Consider the following 16,508-nt stretch of genomic DNA (forward strand, 5'->3'; position numbering starts at 1 on the left):
GTAGTATAATGACCACAAAGGAGCTTTCATCTTGAGATACTATGTTCAAGACCGCGGAGACCAGTTATCGATTGATCTCAGTCAGCAGTTTCACGCGCTGGCGAAGGAAGAAGGGTTCAAGCTGGATGCAGAATCGCCGGAGATTGTTATCTCCATCGGGGGCGATGGTACGATGCTACAGGCATTTCACAATTTCATCGACCGTATTCCGGATATTGCTTTTGTTGGGGTTCATACAGGCCATCTCGGCTTTTACGCCGATTGGAAGAAGGAAGAATTACGGGAGTTAGTCAGGCTGATGAGTGGCAAGGGAGATCCGGAGCGTCTCAAACCACGTATTGTACAATACCCACTCTTGGAGCTTGAGATTCGTAAAAAGTCGGGGAATTCCTCTTACATCGCCCTTAATGAATTTACGTTAAAAGGTGTAGACGGTACCGTCGTAGCCCAGGTCGATATTAACGATGTGACATTTGAGATGTTCCGTGGGGATGGCATCTGTGTATCCACGCCATCAGGCAGCACGGCATACAACAAGGCCCTTGGCGGTGCCATGGTTCATCCAACCATCGAGGCGATTCAGATTGCGGAGATTGCATCGATTAATAACCGGGTCTATCGTACACTTGGTTCACCGGTTATTTTGCCCAAGCATCATCATTGTGATATTTTCTCCCGCAAGGATCAGCGGTTATTGATGACGATTGATCATGTGAATGTGATGGTGGAGGATCTGATCTCCGTCCGTTGTCAGGTATCCAGTCACAAGGTCAGTTTCGCACGTTTCCGCCCTTATCCATTCTGGAACCGGGTTCGCACGGCATTTCTTGACTAAAATAAACACACCAAAAAAGCGGTCCTTCTCAGGAACCGCTTTTTGCTTTGGCTTGAGGTTGATCCTTGCTCTTCTGAAGCACAAAGTACGCACAGCCAAAGTTACAATATTCATTGATATAATCCACCATACTGGCAATCGTGGAATCCTTCGTTGCTTTTGGATGGTTATCACGGTAAAAACCTTTTAACCTCAACTGGCTATAACCCCAGTCTCCGATAATATAATCATAACGCTCCAGCACTTCACTGTAACGATCACGGAAGACCTCTGGATTCCAGCCTTCTTTGTGGTTCTGGACGATTTCATAATTTTTGCCGCCGATCTGTACAATGACCGGTTCTTTGGGCTTTTCCTCAACTGATTCAACAACTGATTCCTGAACCGGCTCCTGGATCTGCTCCTGAAGTTGGTCCTGAATCTGTTCTGTGATTTTTTCTTCTTCCAATCCGGTATCCTCCATCACGCGTGTGTTGCCGCCTGTTCAGCATGTTTGGTAGCCGATTTCACCTGTTCATGCGCATGGTAGGAGCTGCGTACCATCGGGCCGGATTCGACGTGGCTGAACCCACGTTTTAATCCTTCCTGTTTCAATGCAGCAAACTCCTCTGGCGGATAATACTTTTCAACATACAGATGTTTCTCCGATGGCTGCAAATATTGACCAATCGTCATAATATCACAGTTCACCGCACGAAGATCATCCATTGTTGATAAAATTTCATTATATTCCTCACCTACACCAAGCATAATGCTTGATTTCGTAGGGATGTTAGGTTGCATTTCTTTGGCACGAGCAAGCAATTCCAGTGAACGTTTATATTTCGCCTTGGCACGCACTTTGTCTGACAACCGCTCAACCGTCTCAATATTGTGATTCAGAATGTCCGGTTTGGCATCCATTACAATCTGCAAAGATTCCCGATCGCCCAGAAAGTCTGGAATGAGTACTTCAACGCTACACAATGGCAACCGTCGTCTTACGGCCTTCACGGTCTCTGCAAAAATCGTAGCTCCCCCATCCTTCAGGTCATCACGGGCTACACTTGTAATTACGCAGTGTTGCAGATTCATCTGCTCTGCTGCTTCCGCCACACGTTCTGGTTCCTGCAAATCAAGCTCCGTTGGCAAGCCTGTATTCACCGCGCAAAAACGGCATGCCCTTGTGCAAATGTCGCCCAAAATCATAAAAGTGGCCGTTCGATTGGCCCAGCATTCATAAATATTCGGACACCGTGCTTCCTCACATACCGTATGCAACGTTTTGGAACGCATCATCGTTTTCATTTCCTGATAGTTATCGCCGGTTGTCAATTTGATCCGAATCCAATCCGGCTTCGGTTCTTTAACACGTTTAGCCAATGCATAAACCTTCTTTCTACTGAAGTTAGGCTGTTGCTCGGAACATATTATACCATGAAAGCGCTGGAAAAACCCCCATTTGTCACATCTTGTGCATTCATGCCCGATATGGACAATTTGTATAATTGGATTCCCCCCAAGAGCTTACATGGATAAAATGAGAACTTTTGAAGAACGCTAACCTTTAGCTTGGTTCATCGGGTACCTTGTATCATTCTAATGGAAAGGGGTTGCTTCCCAGTGCAACAACGCTTGACCTTCAGGCAGACGTACCGCTTTTGGATCAAAACATTACTTGCAGGTACTCTGCTTCTCCCATTCTTGCCTGTTGAAGTTTACGGTGAACCCGCCCAGGCCGCTCCCAAACCACAGGTTGCCGAGTTAAAACCCGCAGAAATTTTCGCTGCACGTCGCCATTTATATGAAACCATCGGTCAGATGACCCAGATTCCCTGGTACAGGCTTGCTGCCATTGATCAGTATGAACGAACGATTACTCGTGCACATCCAAAGGATCGCAAGCATCCGGAGCGGCTTACGGGTATCTTCATGACCCCTCCGGCCTGGAGAGGATGGCTAAATCCCGATGAGACGGATCAACATCCGGAATCCATTCTTTTTTTCAAAGGATATGGACGTGATGGTTCAGGAGACGGTATAGCGGATGCCAACAATGATCAGGATGTGCTGTACAGCATGGCTTCTGTTATTCAAGGTTACGGAAACAAACAAGAGGACTTCAACATTGCCTTGTGGGAATATTATCACAACTCCCGTGCTGTGCAACGGATACAGCAATTCGCGAAGTTATATGAGCATTTTGACAATCTGGATCTATTCGGACATGCCTTTCCGGTCCCGCTCGGAACCAACTACTCCTATCGCAGTACCTGGGGGACAAAAAGAAGCTGGGGCGGTTATCGCATTCATGAGGGAACAGATATTTTCGCCCCGCATGGCCTGCCTGTGCGCAGTACCTGTTACGGGGTCGTGGAAATCAAAGGCTGGAATCCGTTTGGTGGCTGGCGCATCGGAATTCGGGATTTGAACAATCATTATCACTATTACGCCCACCTTTCGGGTTTTGACAAAAGTGCACGCATCGGTGAAGTTGTGATCCCCGGTCAGGTCGTAGGTTGGGTTGGCAGTTCGGGTTACGGGAAACCTGGGACACAGGGCAAATTCCCTCCACATCTGCACTATGGGATCTATCGCGACAGCGGACTGCACGAATGGTCGTTCGACCCTTATCCACAGCTGAAACATTGGGAACAGGATGAACGCAAACAAAAGAGCAAGAAAAACAAGTGAGACGAGGATATGCACGATCAGCAAAGCGAAAAAGGGACCTCTTTAATAGAGGCCCCTTTCTTTGCTTTGCAATTCAAATTTGTGTGTATCATGGGTGCGCGTCCTTATTGAGCTGCAATCCCCCATTCACATCAGGCAGATCATCCGGCTCAATTTCAAGTTCATTCCTTTGCAAATGGTCTGACGGCGTCTGTTGCTGATTCTGGCCAGGGGGATTCGTAGTTACTCCATTACCGCTTGATACACCCGTATGACCTGATGGCAGCGCAATAGCTGGGGCATTACTGCCGTTACTGCCCACTGGCTTGCCCTGATTATCGTAATAATACATTGGCACATCCCCGACAACCAAAAGGTAGGAAATCGGGATTTCCGTATCGACCGTTTCGGGTTCCATGTCGAAGGGCACCACGACCGCGACCTCAGCAATGATGTGAATGTACACTTCCACCAAAATCATGTTAATACCCGCATTCTGTTGACGGGTGTTCAGATCCACTTTGACAGCACCTTGGGGCTCAATACGAACCGGTATACTCGGGCCAAATGAAGCCAACACCGGACTGCCCAGCGCCTGCCCCAGTGGGATTTTTTCTTTTAACATGTGTACATTCTGCAACGTAGATTGCACAATATTCATCGTACTTGCAGTGATTCGCATATGCTCATTGTAGTTCAGCATGAAACCGGACACTTTCCCGGCGGTATCCGTCTTCCAGTCAATCAGTCCTTCGTTGGTTTTGCCATCGGCAACCTGTGCTGTAATCGCCTTGTTGATCGCTTCGGTCGCAATCTGCTTCACTCTGATCTTGGCCAAGTGCATGATGGGGGGCTTCATCTTTTTATCCACATAAGCAAAGCCCTGCATCAAACAAAACGCGGTGACCAATAAAATGATCAACCACATTTTGCGTTTGCCGCTTGGCGGCTTACGGCGTCTCCGGCTTCGCCATTTTCTTCTCATCATCGAAGTGTCCCTCCCCTACGGGATGAGCTATAGGCTATATGTTAACCTTATGCACCGTTGTCCCGAAAAAGAAGGACAGCACATGGACACTGGATAAAAAGTAACAACAACATGAAAGGGACAAGCACTCCTCATTGGTTAAACTAACCTCGAATCGGAAACTACATAAACAGAGATAAAAAAACCTTTCACCCGCAGATTACTCTGCAAGGCAAAAGGTTTTATGTTCAGACCACCCAAAGATTCAGGCCATGTCTATCCTTTTATTTCGGAACAGATTCCCAGTCTTTCAGGAAACGTTCAATCCCGCTGTCCGTCAGTGGGTGTTTCCAAAGTGTCGGCAGAAGCGAACCCGGAATGGTGGCAATATGCGCACCGGAAAGGGCTGCATCCTCTACATGTTTGATATTGCGAATGCTTGCTGCGATAATCTCGGAAGGCAGATCATACATGTCCAGAATAAGACGCAGATCACGAATCAATTTCATACCATCCACCGCAATATCATCCAAGCGACCAACGAATGGACTGATGTAGGTTGCACCGGCTTTCGCCGCCATCAGGCCCTGTGCTGCGGAGAAAATCAGCGTGACATTGGTTTTGATCCCTTTTTGCGTCAACTCATGACAAGCGTACAGCCCATCTTCGGTCATCGGCAATTTAATGACTACATTCGGTGCCCATTCTGCAATTTCATAAGCTTCCTTCAACATATCCTCGGCTTTGAGACCGATGACTTCAGCACTGACCGGGCCTTTAACAACGCCACAGATCTCCTGAATGACTTCTTTAAATACGCGACCTTCTTTGGCAATCAAAGACGGGTTAGTCGTGACTCCATCCACCAGACCCAGACGTTCGATCCGTTTGATTTCTTCCACATTCCCTGTATCCAAGAAAAATTTCATGATATGTTCCCTCCACTTGATGAATTCGTAAACACGATATAAGTTATTACCCGATGTTCATCATATGTTAACAGTTATATATAAAATTAATTTTTCTCTACAGCGTGACCGCCAAATTCATTACGCAATGCTGCTACCACTTTACCTGTGAATGTGTCTGTTTCCAGGGAACGGTAACGCATTAACAAGGACAAAGCGATAACCGGTGTAGCGGTTTGAAGGTCAAATGCCGTTTCTACCGTCCAGCGTCCTTCACCGGAAGAGTGCATAACGCCTTTAATTTCATCGAGGTTTGCATCTTTGGAGAAGGCACGTTCTGTCAGCTCCATCAACCAAGAGCGGATAACGGAACCGTTGTTCCATACGCGAGCCACTTGTTCGAAGTCGAAATCAAATCCACTTTTCTCCAATACGTCAAAACCTTCACCGATGGATGCCATCATACCGTACTCGATACCATTGTGAACCATTTTGAGGAAGTGACCGCTGCCCGCTTTACCTGCATACAGGTAGCCGTTCTCTACGGAAGTATCTTTAAATGCCGGTTCAACGATTGCCCAAGCTTCCGGGTCTCCACCGATCATATAACATGCTCCATTACGTGCGCCTTCCATACCGCCAGATGTACCTGCATCCATGTAGTGAATGCCTTTAGGTTTCATCTCTTCGTAACGACGAATGGATTCTTTGTAGTGGGAGTTACCCGCTTCAATAATGATGTCACCTTTGGACAACAATGGGCTAACTTCAGCCAATACAGCGTCTACTACATTGTGGGGAACCATGATCCACAATACACGTGGGGATTCGAGTGAAGCCACCATCTCTGCGTAAGAAGATACGCCTTCAGCGCCATATTCTTTCATTTCATTTACTGCTTCAGCGTTCAGGTCAAAAGCAACCACTTCGTGTTTGTGATCAATCAGGTTTCTACCCAGGTTCAATCCCATTTTTCCTAATCCGACAAGTCCAAGTTTCATTTCAAAATCCTCCTGTTATGAACAATGTTTAATTTTTATTTGCGTTCAAAATTAAAAATAAGTGCTTAACGTTTGGCGAAGTAACCGTTCCGGTCACGAATCGTTCTTTTGATCGCTGTTATCCCCAGATTTTTTGAATCTCCTATATAGGAGAAAATCCGGGGATAAAGGCGAACGCTATGCTTCTACAGAATCGATTTCGTCCCCTACACTACATTCTCAGCGTTCAAGCCAACCATTTTCAAAACTGAACAGCTAATCTATATTCAAAAATTTTCACGGCCTTCCGGCAAATATAACCGGAAGGGCTTATGCAAAATTGGAACGGTATAATTCACAATAGATACTGTATATATCAGCATTTTGCACATTCGATCCAACTTGCTCCTGAGTACAAGCTCTAGGGGAATAAAACATTTCGTTCTATATCCTGTTAACTTGGAAAGGTTTGTTTGGATTTGTGCAAATGATTATTTGTGAGCAGAACGGATTGTAAAGTTGTTTTTACTATTTGTGTTCTCTTATGCTCACTCTTTTGTTTCACTTACCACCAACGGTAACCGTCTGCTGCGGTCAGACGATTTGCTGACTCTGGTCCATGCGAACCTGCACTATACGTATCCAGTGGCACGTTGCCCGCTTCGAATGCTTCCTGAATCGGTTGCACCCATTGCCATGCCAGCTCCACTTCGTTCCAGTGTGCAAAGAAGGTGGAATCTCCACGCATCGCATCAAAGATCAGATTCTCGTAAGCTTCAGGGATGTTACGTTTACCCGAGTTGAAGGTCATATGCATTGGTTCCACTTCACCATGGTTCAATGGATTCTTCGCATTTAATTGAAGCGAGATGCTTTCTCCCGGACCAATTTCAATCGTCAGCAGGTTAGGTTCCGTTGTATTTTCGGATTCATGACCGGTCTTCAGTGGAGCCTTGAACTCAACAACGATTCGGGTGGATTTCTCAGCCAGGCGTTTACCTGTACGGATATAAAATGGAACCTCGCTCCAGAACGGATCATCGATCCAAAGTCTTGCGGCAACATAGGTCTCGTTCTGAGATCCGACTGGAATGCCAGGCTCGTCCAAATATCCAACAACCGAGGAACCTTGCAGCTCACCTGCTGCATATTGCGCACGAACAACTTCAGAAGCGATATTTTCTTTTGTCAACGGACGAAGTGCTTCAGCAATTTTTTGCTTTTTGAATTGAATTTCTTCCGGTGTGCAACGTTTTGGCAAATGCAAACCAATCATCATCAGCAACTGAAGCATATGGTTTTGGAACATGTCACGAAGAGCACCACTTTGGTCGTAATACGCGGCACGTTCTTCAACACCCACCGTCTCACTTGCCGTAATCTGTACATTGGCAATATAACGGTTAGACCACAACGCTTGAATCACCGGATTTGCATAGGTGAGCGTCTCAATATTTTGAACCATCGGTTTACCGAGGAAATGGTCAATGCGATAGATTTCTTCTTCCGCAAAGGTATTGCTCAGTTTTTCGTTCAAATCACGAGCTGATTGCAGATCGTGTCCGAATGGTTTTTCGATAATCAGTTTCTTCCAGCCTTTGGTGTTACCCAGGCCACTTTCTTGAATGTTCAGTGCGATTGGCTCAAAGAATTCCGGTGCCACCGACATGTAGAACATGCGGTTTTCGGGAATGTTAAGCTCTTGTTCACGCTGTTGAACCCGTTCCAACAGTTTGGTGTAATCTTCAAGCTTCGTATTATTTAAAGAACAATAACGGAAAGCTCCAATGAAATCACGAACTTGTGATTCTTCTTCCGGCGTCTGACGTGAGAATTCATGCAGTGACTTTTCAACATTCGCCTGGAAGTCCGTATCCGACAATTCACGTCGTCCCAATCCGATAACGGAGAAGGATTTCGGCATTTTCTGATCCATGTACAAGTTATATAATGCAGGGTAAATCTTGCGTTTGGCTAAATCGCCTGTTGCCCCGAACAGGACAAATGTCATTGCATCCATTGGAGTGCCTCCTGTGATCTGTGCAGTATAGTATATGATGTTGCAAAATGTTCAAATCCAAGCATGACAAAAGACGGAATAAGTGGGTGTGTTCCCCGCCTTGCCTCCGTTTATATATCGTACCCGAATTCAACCATGGAACATTCCTTCTCTCCACAACCTGTGTTTAGGTTATAAATTGTAACCATTTGAATTAACGTTACCCATATTACACCTGTCGTCACAATTCGTCAATAATCGTGTCGAACCTGTGAACTCCAGTGTTTATAGGGTTTTTATTTGATGATAACGCTTTATGTGGTAACATTAAGAACAATTGGTATGTGACATTTTACACATATGGCCTGTGGACAAGTAGGTTACAATAAGTATACTAATGATATTACAAGCAATACTAAATCAAAGGAGTACAATCATGAGCGATGATGAGAATGCCAAGCAAATATGCACAAAAGTGGAACAATCTTATCAGATCATTGGCCGAAAATGGGTAGCCCTCATTATCCATGCATTGATGGAGGAACCCAAACGCTTCAGTGAGATTCACGCTTATATCCCTGACTTGAGCAAACGTGTGTTAAATGAGCGAATGAAGGAATTGGAGGAAGAAGGACTTGTGGTTCGCCATGTGGTCACGGAACGTCCAGTTCGAACTGAATATATGTTGTCACGAAAAGGAACGGAACTGGGGAGAGCGCTAAGCGCCGTGGAACGTTGGGCTGATAAGTGGCTGTAACAGCTTGAGGAATCCTTAATGTTTATTTAGCTTGAAGATTACCGATGTGTAATCCCGGAGGTGGAGTATCGCATTTAGCAACTGGCCAGTGCAATCCGCATCCGGGATTTTTTTAATTCAAACGGTAAATACTAATTGTGTATATAGAGACGTAATAACGCTATTATTTTGCAAACTTAAAATAATGCTTACTGCACCGTTCAAATTGTTGCCGATAATACAACGGGCTCGTCCCGGCAGATTTGCGAAATAACTGGATGAAATACATCCGTTCGGAAATCTGACACGTCTGCCAATCTCCTCCACCGAAAATGTTGTTATATCAAGGCGTAAGTAGTCCTGCTTCAACCTTCGAGCTGTGACGTAATCCGTAATGCTGCTACATGTTTCTTGATGAAAAATGCGGGAGGCATACGATTTGGACAGGTGAACATCTGCCGCCATCTTGCCCAATCTGATCTCATAATCCAAATGCTTTTTAATCCACCACATCATCTTCTCCAAGTGTCTAAAATGACGTGAATCCGCTAACTGTGAAAGCGCTACATTTGCACCCTCTTTCTGTTGAACCAAAACGCTCAAAAGCTGAAGCTAAACAGCACTGATTCTTCCTATTCTCCCTCACACGACTACGAGACTGATTGTAGCTCTCATTGATCCAATCCCTGACTATGGAGATTATGATCTTGAAGCGAATACGAGTTACATGGATGGAAAAACCAAGTGTATTGATTTTTTATGGTGATGTAGGTGTAATCGACCTAGTACAAAAAAAGATGCCCATCCTCACTTATGTGAGGGGCATCCTTTTCACGGAAAACACTACGAATCCAACTTGCTCCCGAGTGTAATACTCGTATCCTCGAAGTTGTCCACCGTCGTCTTTTTTTCATAAAAGTGTACGGCATGTTGCATAATTCCTTCTCTTGTGTAAAACGCGTCTTCGGCCTCTAGTGGAAAAACAACCTTTTCTCCCGTACTTGCCGACTTATAGATACCCACAATCAGTTCAAGTGTATTCCGACCACTTTCGCCATCCACCATAAGGGGAGATCCTGTCTCAATAGCATTTAACACATTCTCAACTTGCCCAGCGTGACCGACATGAGTAACATCCGGTAATTCGTCAGCGAGCTTCTGAATCTGGTGTTCCAACTCTCGATTTGGTTCCGGAAATCCGTTATTCCGTGCGGTAGAAGCAACCACTTTCCAAGGTGCAGATACCCGGGCTTCTTTGCCCTGAAAAATTAACTGTTGCTCCTCTCCGTGATGTACGACGGAACTGGTAATCATGCCAAGCGCCCCTTCCTGGAAGCGAAGCATCGCCATGGATATATCCTCAACTTCGGCATTATCATGTGCCGTATTTGCCATCATCGCCTGTAGTTCCACTGGAGGTCCCATCATCCAGAGCATGGCATCAATATGATGCACCGCATGATTAAGGGTACAGCCTCCGCCTTCTTTTTCCCATGTCCCGCGCCACCACAGATCATAATAATTGTGGCCCCGCCACCAGAACGAATCAACCTGCACATGTACAATCGGTCCCATCCGTTTACTGTCCAGCACACCTTTTAGCTTCATCATTGGTGTCGTAAAACGATTCTGTGCTACTACGGATAACAACTTGCCACTTGCTTGCGCTGCTCTCAACATCAGATCCGCTTCCTCCAGGGAAGAAGCCATCGGTTTTTCAACCAGCACATGTGCACCTGCTTGCATGAAATCACACACAATGGGAGCATGCGTATACGGTGGTGTACAGACTGATACCAGATCAATGTTTTGGGCAAGTAACTCTGTGTAATCCGTGACAGCTTGTGCACCTTCCAGACCATATTCATTAATTCGCTTCTGTGCTTTTTCCACGTAGATATCGACCACAGCAACAATCTGACATCGCTCAGGGAACGACATATATGCTGAGATATGTGCTCCACTAATTGCACCTGCTCCGATAATCGCCACTTTTAACATCGTTGCATACCTCCCTTATTCCCTTCACAATACACAATAATAAAGCGCTTTTATGCGTTCATCTTGTGCTAAAATAAAACTATCTTGCGCATGATAAGGGAGGCATTCATGAAGTCCATCTTTCTGGGAGAACAATTTAATCTGGTCTGTCGTCGTACATCCAATACTACGTCTCGCGAAGTGTTCCATGCTCATTCGCAGCTGGAGATAACCTATATTCACGAAGGATATGGGCAGTTGATAACCGAAGGTCAGGTTTTCTCCCTTGAACCCGGTATGCTCATGATTTTTCGACCTTTTCAATTGCACCACATCCAGATTCAAGTATCCAGACTGCAGCCTTTCATTCGAAATGTACTCATGGTTGAACTTGATCTACTGAAGGCACATTGGCCCCAATTTATCGTTACTCACGACTTCATACAGGATCTGCTGGAAGAGCAATCCCCCATTCAGCCCATCCGACTTGCTGCCACATCCCCACTCGTTCAACGAATGGAACAATATGCAGATACGTATCCAGGTCTGCTTCCTCACGAAATAGAGGAGGATACACGCCTCTTTTTATTGGATCTGCTCGCACAACTTCGCTATCTGTGGCAGGACGGGCAGCAAAGCTGCTCCCAAGATGTACTTTCGTCCAGTGCTAACGTTCTTCACCCTCATGCCGAAGCCATCATGCAATGGATTGAGCAGCATTACCAAGAGCCTTTTCGTTTGGAGCATATCGCAGATACACTTCATCTATCCCCCTATCATCTATCTCATGTATTCAAAAAAGCGACTGGCACCACCATCGTTGCTTATGCTCAAGCCACCCGCATCCGTCATGCCTGTGTACTGCTCACTCGATCCTCGCTCACCGTTCCCGAAATCGGTCACCGTGTCGGTATGACGAGCCCCTCCTACTTTTGCAAAGTATTCCGTACTACCACAGGCTCTACACCACATCAATATCGGCTGAAGGTGCAGGGGAGGAAGTAACAAAAGAGCGAGAGGAATTGGAGCTCCTCTCGCTGCTATAAACAAAAATACTATTTTAAATCTACATATATTGTATATCCACTTGTAAGGCTTAATTTAAATTGTCCAGGTTGTAAATCACTGGTATCGAATTCGAAAATTTCTCCTTCAAAACGTTGTGGAATAACTAATTTCATACCATGGCCATCAGTGACTTCCTTATCAAAATTTGCATATGAACCATAAGTATCCCTATAAACTAAATATGCTGTATCCCCACCATAATTAACTGTGAATTTAATTACAGTTCCTACTGGGACTTGAATAGTTGATTTAGTCGGATAATCTACAAAAACTGGACGAGTGAATGAAACAAATTTAGATGACGTGAATACTTCGTTTCTGTACACGCTGTCTGTTGTTGAAACTGCACCTTCTAATATTCTAAAATAAGTACTTTTCCCTAAGCTCATCTGTTTAGGGTGTATTTTGATTTCATTGTATCTTATTGAAACCACATCTTCTGGATCCAGAGAAACGAATACAGGTGTTTGAGAGTTTGTAGATACCTGAATATGATCTCTTAGACTGCCAAGTTCGGATTCCATAATCATACGATTAAAAAAAATTGAGTACGTTTCTATGCTATCACTCCAGCTTCCCCTCATACTTGATCCGTTTTGAACTAAACGTTGATTTGGGCCATCCAATACTGTCACATATTGAGTTTGAGAACTCTTATCTTGTGAATCAAGAACGAAAATTCTAAGTTGTCCATATTTTGTGATTAGCGTTTCGGTTTGGATTTCAGCTCTCTCGTTTGCAACAATAGGAAGCTTCATAGCTGCGCCAGCATTAACTGCTTCTTCAAGGAGGATAAGATTACTTCCATCAATATTTTGAGTAGTCACATATGCATAACCACTTCGAGGACTGTATAAATATACTGATTCCGTTACTGTTATTGTGTTTGACTCTACACCGAGCAAGAAGAATGAACCACCCTCATAACTACCATATTCATTTCCCGGTAAAGGAGTAGTTGGTGTAGTTCCTCCGCCATTGCCCGTACCCGGATTTACAGGAGTTGTACTACCACCACTTCCTTCTGATGAACCTGAGGATGATCCTCCACTAGCTGATGGAGCAGGCGTAACTGGAGGTGTAACTGAAGTCACGGGTTTACTTGTCCCACCAATTTGTACTGTTGTATCGGCAGGTACACTCTCTCCCAAGTTAACCTTATTTGGTGCTGTCTCCATGGTCACGCCTACAGCGTTAACTGTAGCCTGCTCAATGGTTCCTGTCCCTAACATTCTTACAGCTGCATTAAGAATAGCTGATATAATTTTGGCTTCCTGATTAGTCTGAACCGTAGTTCCTGACGCAGAATCGTCAACGTTCAGTTGATTAATCGTACCCGATGGAATTTGAATGTTAATGCTTTTGGCAACCACATTAACCGTTTCAAAATTACCTTTAAGGTATACTCTTGATTTTTCCGGCAGTGCCTCGGACAATGTCAGTTTGTCGATCTTTGCCCCCATGTCAGACTCGATGTTGGCCGCCGTTTGAACAGTGATTTCCTGAACCTTTGTTTTTCCTGTTGCAACCAAACGCACAGTACCATCCTGTTTATTCACAATAACCGTCAACAGGACCGAATCTTCCAGATGTACGCTATTTTCACCGCCACCATATACATATGTTTTCCCCTGCACAGTTACGTTTTTGAGGAACACATCGCCATCACCGACCGCTTTACTAATGATCAAATCACCTGTAATATTCATATTCTGAAGTGTAACGCCTGATGTACCGATCACTACACTGCCAGATATCTCTTCCCTTTTTTCTGTAGATCCATAGGTTCCTTCTTGCCCATACCAACTGCCATATGTACTAAAAGCTCGATCCAAAATCTGTACTGCTTCAGCTCTAGTAATTGCCTTGTTCGGCATAAAATTGCCGTTACTGTAACCAACGATAATCTTTTTGTCAGCTGCTCCACTTACTGCTTCTTTACTCCAACTTTGGATATCCTTATCATCGGCAAAATTAGACTCCCCACTTCCCTGCAATTGCAGTATCCGCGAGATCGTAGCTGCTGCTTCTTGCCTTGTCACTGAACCAGTCGGCCGAAATGAGTGATCTGCATATCCTCGGATATATCCGGCTTGTACTCCTTTAGCAATATCTTGAGCATACCAACCCGATGATGTTACATCTGAAAAAGTAGTATTGCTTACCTCTTCATACTGGAAAATTCGGTTAATCATCGCGACCCACTCAGCACGCGTAACTTCTCCTTTGGGCAAAAACGTATTTCGTTCATTTCCTTGGACGATTCCACGGTCAGCCCACTTTTCAATTACTTCCTGAGCCCAGTTGCCCTCCACATCTTTGAAAGATTGTTGAGCTGTTTTTAAGGATGATTCATTCCCAATCCATCCGTCTTTGGTTACTTCAGCCTGTACTGATGTAGCCATACCACTAAATAACAATACTCCTGATAAAAATAGACTTCCCCACTTTTTCACGTTTCAATTTCGCCTCCATTGGTTTTAATTCTATAGACCTACTACTTTAGTATCATAAGCCTCTTAAAAAGGTATCACAGAAATTTAAAACTAACAATATTTTCATTCATTTGTATACTTTATTTTTAATCTAATAAAAAAGATCTTCACTTAACTAAAAACATTTAAAGTACTTATTGTGTCTTTGTCATCAACCTCCTTTTTTTTCCATTTCTGCACATCGCAATAAAGAATAATCATAAACTCATGATTATCCTTTATTGCCTAACTCAACGCACATTGAGCTCCAACCGTTTCAAGTAGGGAATTAGGAGTCTCTCTAGATACCTTAAATCATCCTTCTGCTCCGCTGACAAGCGTTTCTCATGGATACTTCCATCCTTGTCCATCACCATAACTTTGTATTTTTTCATTTGTTCATAGACAGACTTGAACTCCCGATATTGTTCCTTGGTAAATGTCTTTTCTGCCTGTTCCAACTGTTCCGTCCAAAATTGCTGCTCGTCCATCAGTTTTTTGGAGGACCCTACACTCACAGCTTCCAGCTTCTCAAAAAACGGTTCCAACTCAGATACAAGAATGTTATATCGTTCCTGCTCCACTGTACTCCACTGCTCTGGATGCATATTGCCCCGAGAATCGGCAAACTTCACGGCCATTTGCCCTAATTGCTTCAGCAAGTCCATATATTGAACAAATTCTTCTTCGCTGAAATAGGCCTTGGCCATCTGCAACTTTGCTTCCAACCTCATATAATCCTCAGCTGTTCCCCCCATAGCTTTGATATTCTCCTGTGAACCATATATTCCGTCTGCGAGATAGGTGTATCCTGCGTAGGCTCCGGTGGGAATAACGAGCACAACTGCTAATAGCCCAGTGACCAGCCATTTTTTTCGATTTCTTCTGATGTGTGAATCATTTCGAATACTATCCATCATTTTATGTTTAATTCTCGCAGGAACGGACCAATCATTGGTCTCTTCCTGGTAGGCTCTTCGCAACTGTTCATCGAGTTTCATGCAGATCCTCCACCTTTCCCCGCAATCTTGGATTCATCTTCTCTTTCTGTCTTAACTTCGCCAGCGCCGCATGTATGCGCGATTTTACGGTTCCAAGCGGAATCTCCAATATGCCAGCAATCTCCTCTTGCGTGTATTCATTCAAATAATGAAGTGTAACCACCTGCTGCAGCTTGTACGGCAAACGGTGCACCTCTTCCAGCAGAGGACGATTTGCCAGTTTGTTGACCAGATCAGTGGAAAAATCATATTCTAGTCCAACGTCAGATTTCTCGATCCGCTTACCAAACCGAAACTGCATCAATCTTTTGCGTCGATAACTCTGAACCTGTCGCATCGTCACCCCCATCAACCAGGGACGAAAAGCACGCTCCGCATCATATCGCGCCAATGATCGATACGCCTGAATGTAAATCTCCTGTACCACATCCTCCGCGTCAGACTTGTCCTTGATGAGAAATCGCACAGTTTGATATATCCTCGTCACTGTTTTCTCATATAATTCTCCATATGCTTCTTCATGCCCCGCCCGTATTAACGTTACAAGTTCTATGTACTCATCTTGTTCACTCATTATCCATTCCCCTCCTCCTTACACTATATATTGGCATGCCAGCATCATATCGTTCGATTTATTTATTGAATGAGTAGGTATGGCTGAATCTGATACAAAAAGGTCCTCTGGTGTTTATCATGATATAATATACCTAATTTTGATATAATTGGAGGTTCTGCATCTGAGTTATAAGATCCCCTTTGGTCTTTTGCTATTATCTTATTTCGATCATCGGATTGGTAATCGCCAGAAGCTACTTCGAGGCCTACGCCACGGTATACAGACTTATTGGGATATTGGTTATCTTATCGTCTCTTTTTCTTTCGAAAGCGGAAATAAGGGAGCAACTTAG

15 protein-coding genes are annotated in these 16,508 nt (G+C 44.5%); 4 read left to right on the forward strand and 11 right to left on the reverse strand.

Features of this window, described 5'->3' with window-relative positions; translation table 11 throughout:
* The first annotated feature begins 31 nt into the window (after positions 1–31).
* Positions 32–835, forward strand: coding sequence for an NAD kinase (locus MHI55_RS26000; protein ID WP_036673293.1), 804 nt, complete (start codon positions 32–34; stop codon positions 833–835).
* Positions 836–863: 28 nt separating this feature from the next.
* On the opposite strand, the gene MHI55_RS26005 is transcribed toward MHI55_RS26000, so the two are convergent.
* On the reverse strand, positions 864–1,283 hold the full coding sequence (locus MHI55_RS26005) for a YutD-like domain-containing protein (protein WP_235200693.1): 420 nt from the start codon (positions 1,281–1,283) through the stop codon (positions 864–866).
* Between the two features lie 14 nt (positions 1,284–1,297).
* On the reverse strand, positions 1,298–2,197 hold the full coding sequence (lipA, locus tag MHI55_RS26010) for a lipoyl synthase (RefSeq protein ID WP_017692371.1): 900 nt from the start codon (positions 2,195–2,197) through the stop codon (positions 1,298–1,300).
* Between the two features lie 240 nt (positions 2,198–2,437).
* Between lipA and MHI55_RS26015 the strand changes: the two genes are divergently transcribed.
* Complete coding sequence (locus MHI55_RS26015; RefSeq protein WP_076254601.1) at positions 2,438–3,508, forward strand: M23 family metallopeptidase; 1,071 nt, start codon at positions 2,438–2,440, stop codon at positions 3,506–3,508.
* An 88-nt stretch (positions 3,509–3,596) separates the two neighbouring features.
* Here the strand turns inward: MHI55_RS26015 and yunB are convergent, their stop codons facing one another.
* The 4 genes from yunB to zwf all read right to left on the reverse strand — a co-directional run bounded on the left by yunB (position 3,597) and on the right by zwf (position 8,362).
* Positions 3,597–4,475, reverse strand: a complete 879-nt coding sequence (gene yunB / locus MHI55_RS26020; RefSeq protein ID WP_076254599.1) for a sporulation protein YunB — start codon at positions 4,473–4,475, stop codon at positions 3,597–3,599.
* Between the two features lie 263 nt (positions 4,476–4,738).
* Positions 4,739–5,383 (reverse strand): fructose-6-phosphate aldolase, encoded by a 645-nt coding sequence (gene fsa, locus MHI55_RS26025; RefSeq protein ID WP_036605718.1) that lies wholly within the window; start codon positions 5,381–5,383, stop codon positions 4,739–4,741.
* Between the two features lie 86 nt (positions 5,384–5,469).
* The gene (gene gnd, locus MHI55_RS26030) at positions 5,470–6,363 is read right to left on the reverse strand and encodes a phosphogluconate dehydrogenase (NAD(+)-dependent, decarboxylating) (protein ID WP_017692367.1); all 894 of its coding nucleotides are present in this window, start codon (positions 6,361–6,363) and stop codon (positions 5,470–5,472) included.
* 544 nt (positions 6,364–6,907) lie between these two features.
* Positions 6,908–8,362 (reverse strand): glucose-6-phosphate dehydrogenase, encoded by a 1,455-nt coding sequence (zwf, locus tag MHI55_RS26035; protein WP_076254597.1) that lies wholly within the window; start codon positions 8,360–8,362, stop codon positions 6,908–6,910.
* A gap of 415 nt (positions 8,363–8,777) precedes the next feature.
* Between zwf and MHI55_RS26040 the strand changes: the two genes are divergently transcribed.
* Positions 8,778–9,098 carry a helix-turn-helix domain-containing protein gene (locus MHI55_RS26040; RefSeq protein ID WP_036605715.1) on the forward strand — a complete coding sequence of 107 codons (321 nt, stop codon included), beginning with the start codon at positions 8,778–8,780 and terminating at the stop codon, positions 9,096–9,098.
* A 117-nt stretch (positions 9,099–9,215) separates the two neighbouring features.
* Here MHI55_RS26040 and MHI55_RS26045 read toward each other — a convergent pair whose 3' ends face one another.
* Complete coding sequence (locus MHI55_RS26045; RefSeq protein WP_179087971.1) at positions 9,216–9,680, reverse strand: AraC family transcriptional regulator; 465 nt, start codon at positions 9,678–9,680, stop codon at positions 9,216–9,218.
* A 240-nt stretch (positions 9,681–9,920) separates the two neighbouring features.
* On the reverse strand, positions 9,921–11,078 hold the full coding sequence (locus MHI55_RS26050) for a Gfo/Idh/MocA family oxidoreductase (RefSeq protein ID WP_101314211.1): 1,158 nt from the start codon (positions 11,076–11,078) through the stop codon (positions 9,921–9,923).
* 108 nt (positions 11,079–11,186) lie between these two features.
* On the opposite strand from MHI55_RS26050, the gene MHI55_RS26055 reads away from it, so the two are divergent.
* The gene (locus tag MHI55_RS26055) at positions 11,187–12,062 is read left to right on the forward strand and encodes an AraC family transcriptional regulator (protein ID WP_076254591.1); all 876 of its coding nucleotides are present in this window, start codon (positions 11,187–11,189) and stop codon (positions 12,060–12,062) included.
* 50 nt (positions 12,063–12,112) lie between these two features.
* On the opposite strand, the gene MHI55_RS26060 is transcribed toward MHI55_RS26055, so the two are convergent.
* From MHI55_RS26060 to MHI55_RS26070, 3 genes are all read right to left on the reverse strand, one after another.
* Positions 12,113–14,581: an S-layer homology domain-containing protein gene (locus tag MHI55_RS26060; protein WP_143781326.1), complete on the reverse strand. Its 2,469-nt coding sequence runs from the start codon at positions 14,579–14,581 to the stop codon at positions 12,113–12,115.
* A 269-nt stretch (positions 14,582–14,850) separates the two neighbouring features.
* Positions 14,851–15,600 (reverse strand): DUF3600 domain-containing protein, encoded by a 750-nt coding sequence (locus MHI55_RS26065; protein ID WP_076254587.1) that lies wholly within the window; start codon positions 15,598–15,600, stop codon positions 14,851–14,853.
* Positions 15,587–16,174: a sigma-70 family RNA polymerase sigma factor gene (locus MHI55_RS26070; protein ID WP_076254585.1), complete on the reverse strand. Its 588-nt coding sequence runs from the start codon at positions 16,172–16,174 to the stop codon at positions 15,587–15,589. The genes MHI55_RS26065 and MHI55_RS26070 overlap by 14 nt, the downstream gene beginning before the upstream one ends.
* Between the last annotated feature and the right edge of the window lie 334 nt (positions 16,175–16,508).

Origin of the sequence: Paenibacillus sp. FSL E2-0151, from assembly GCF_037993015.1 — a bacterium.
GTDB lineage: Bacteria > Bacillota > Bacilli > Paenibacillales > Paenibacillaceae > Paenibacillus > Paenibacillus amylolyticus.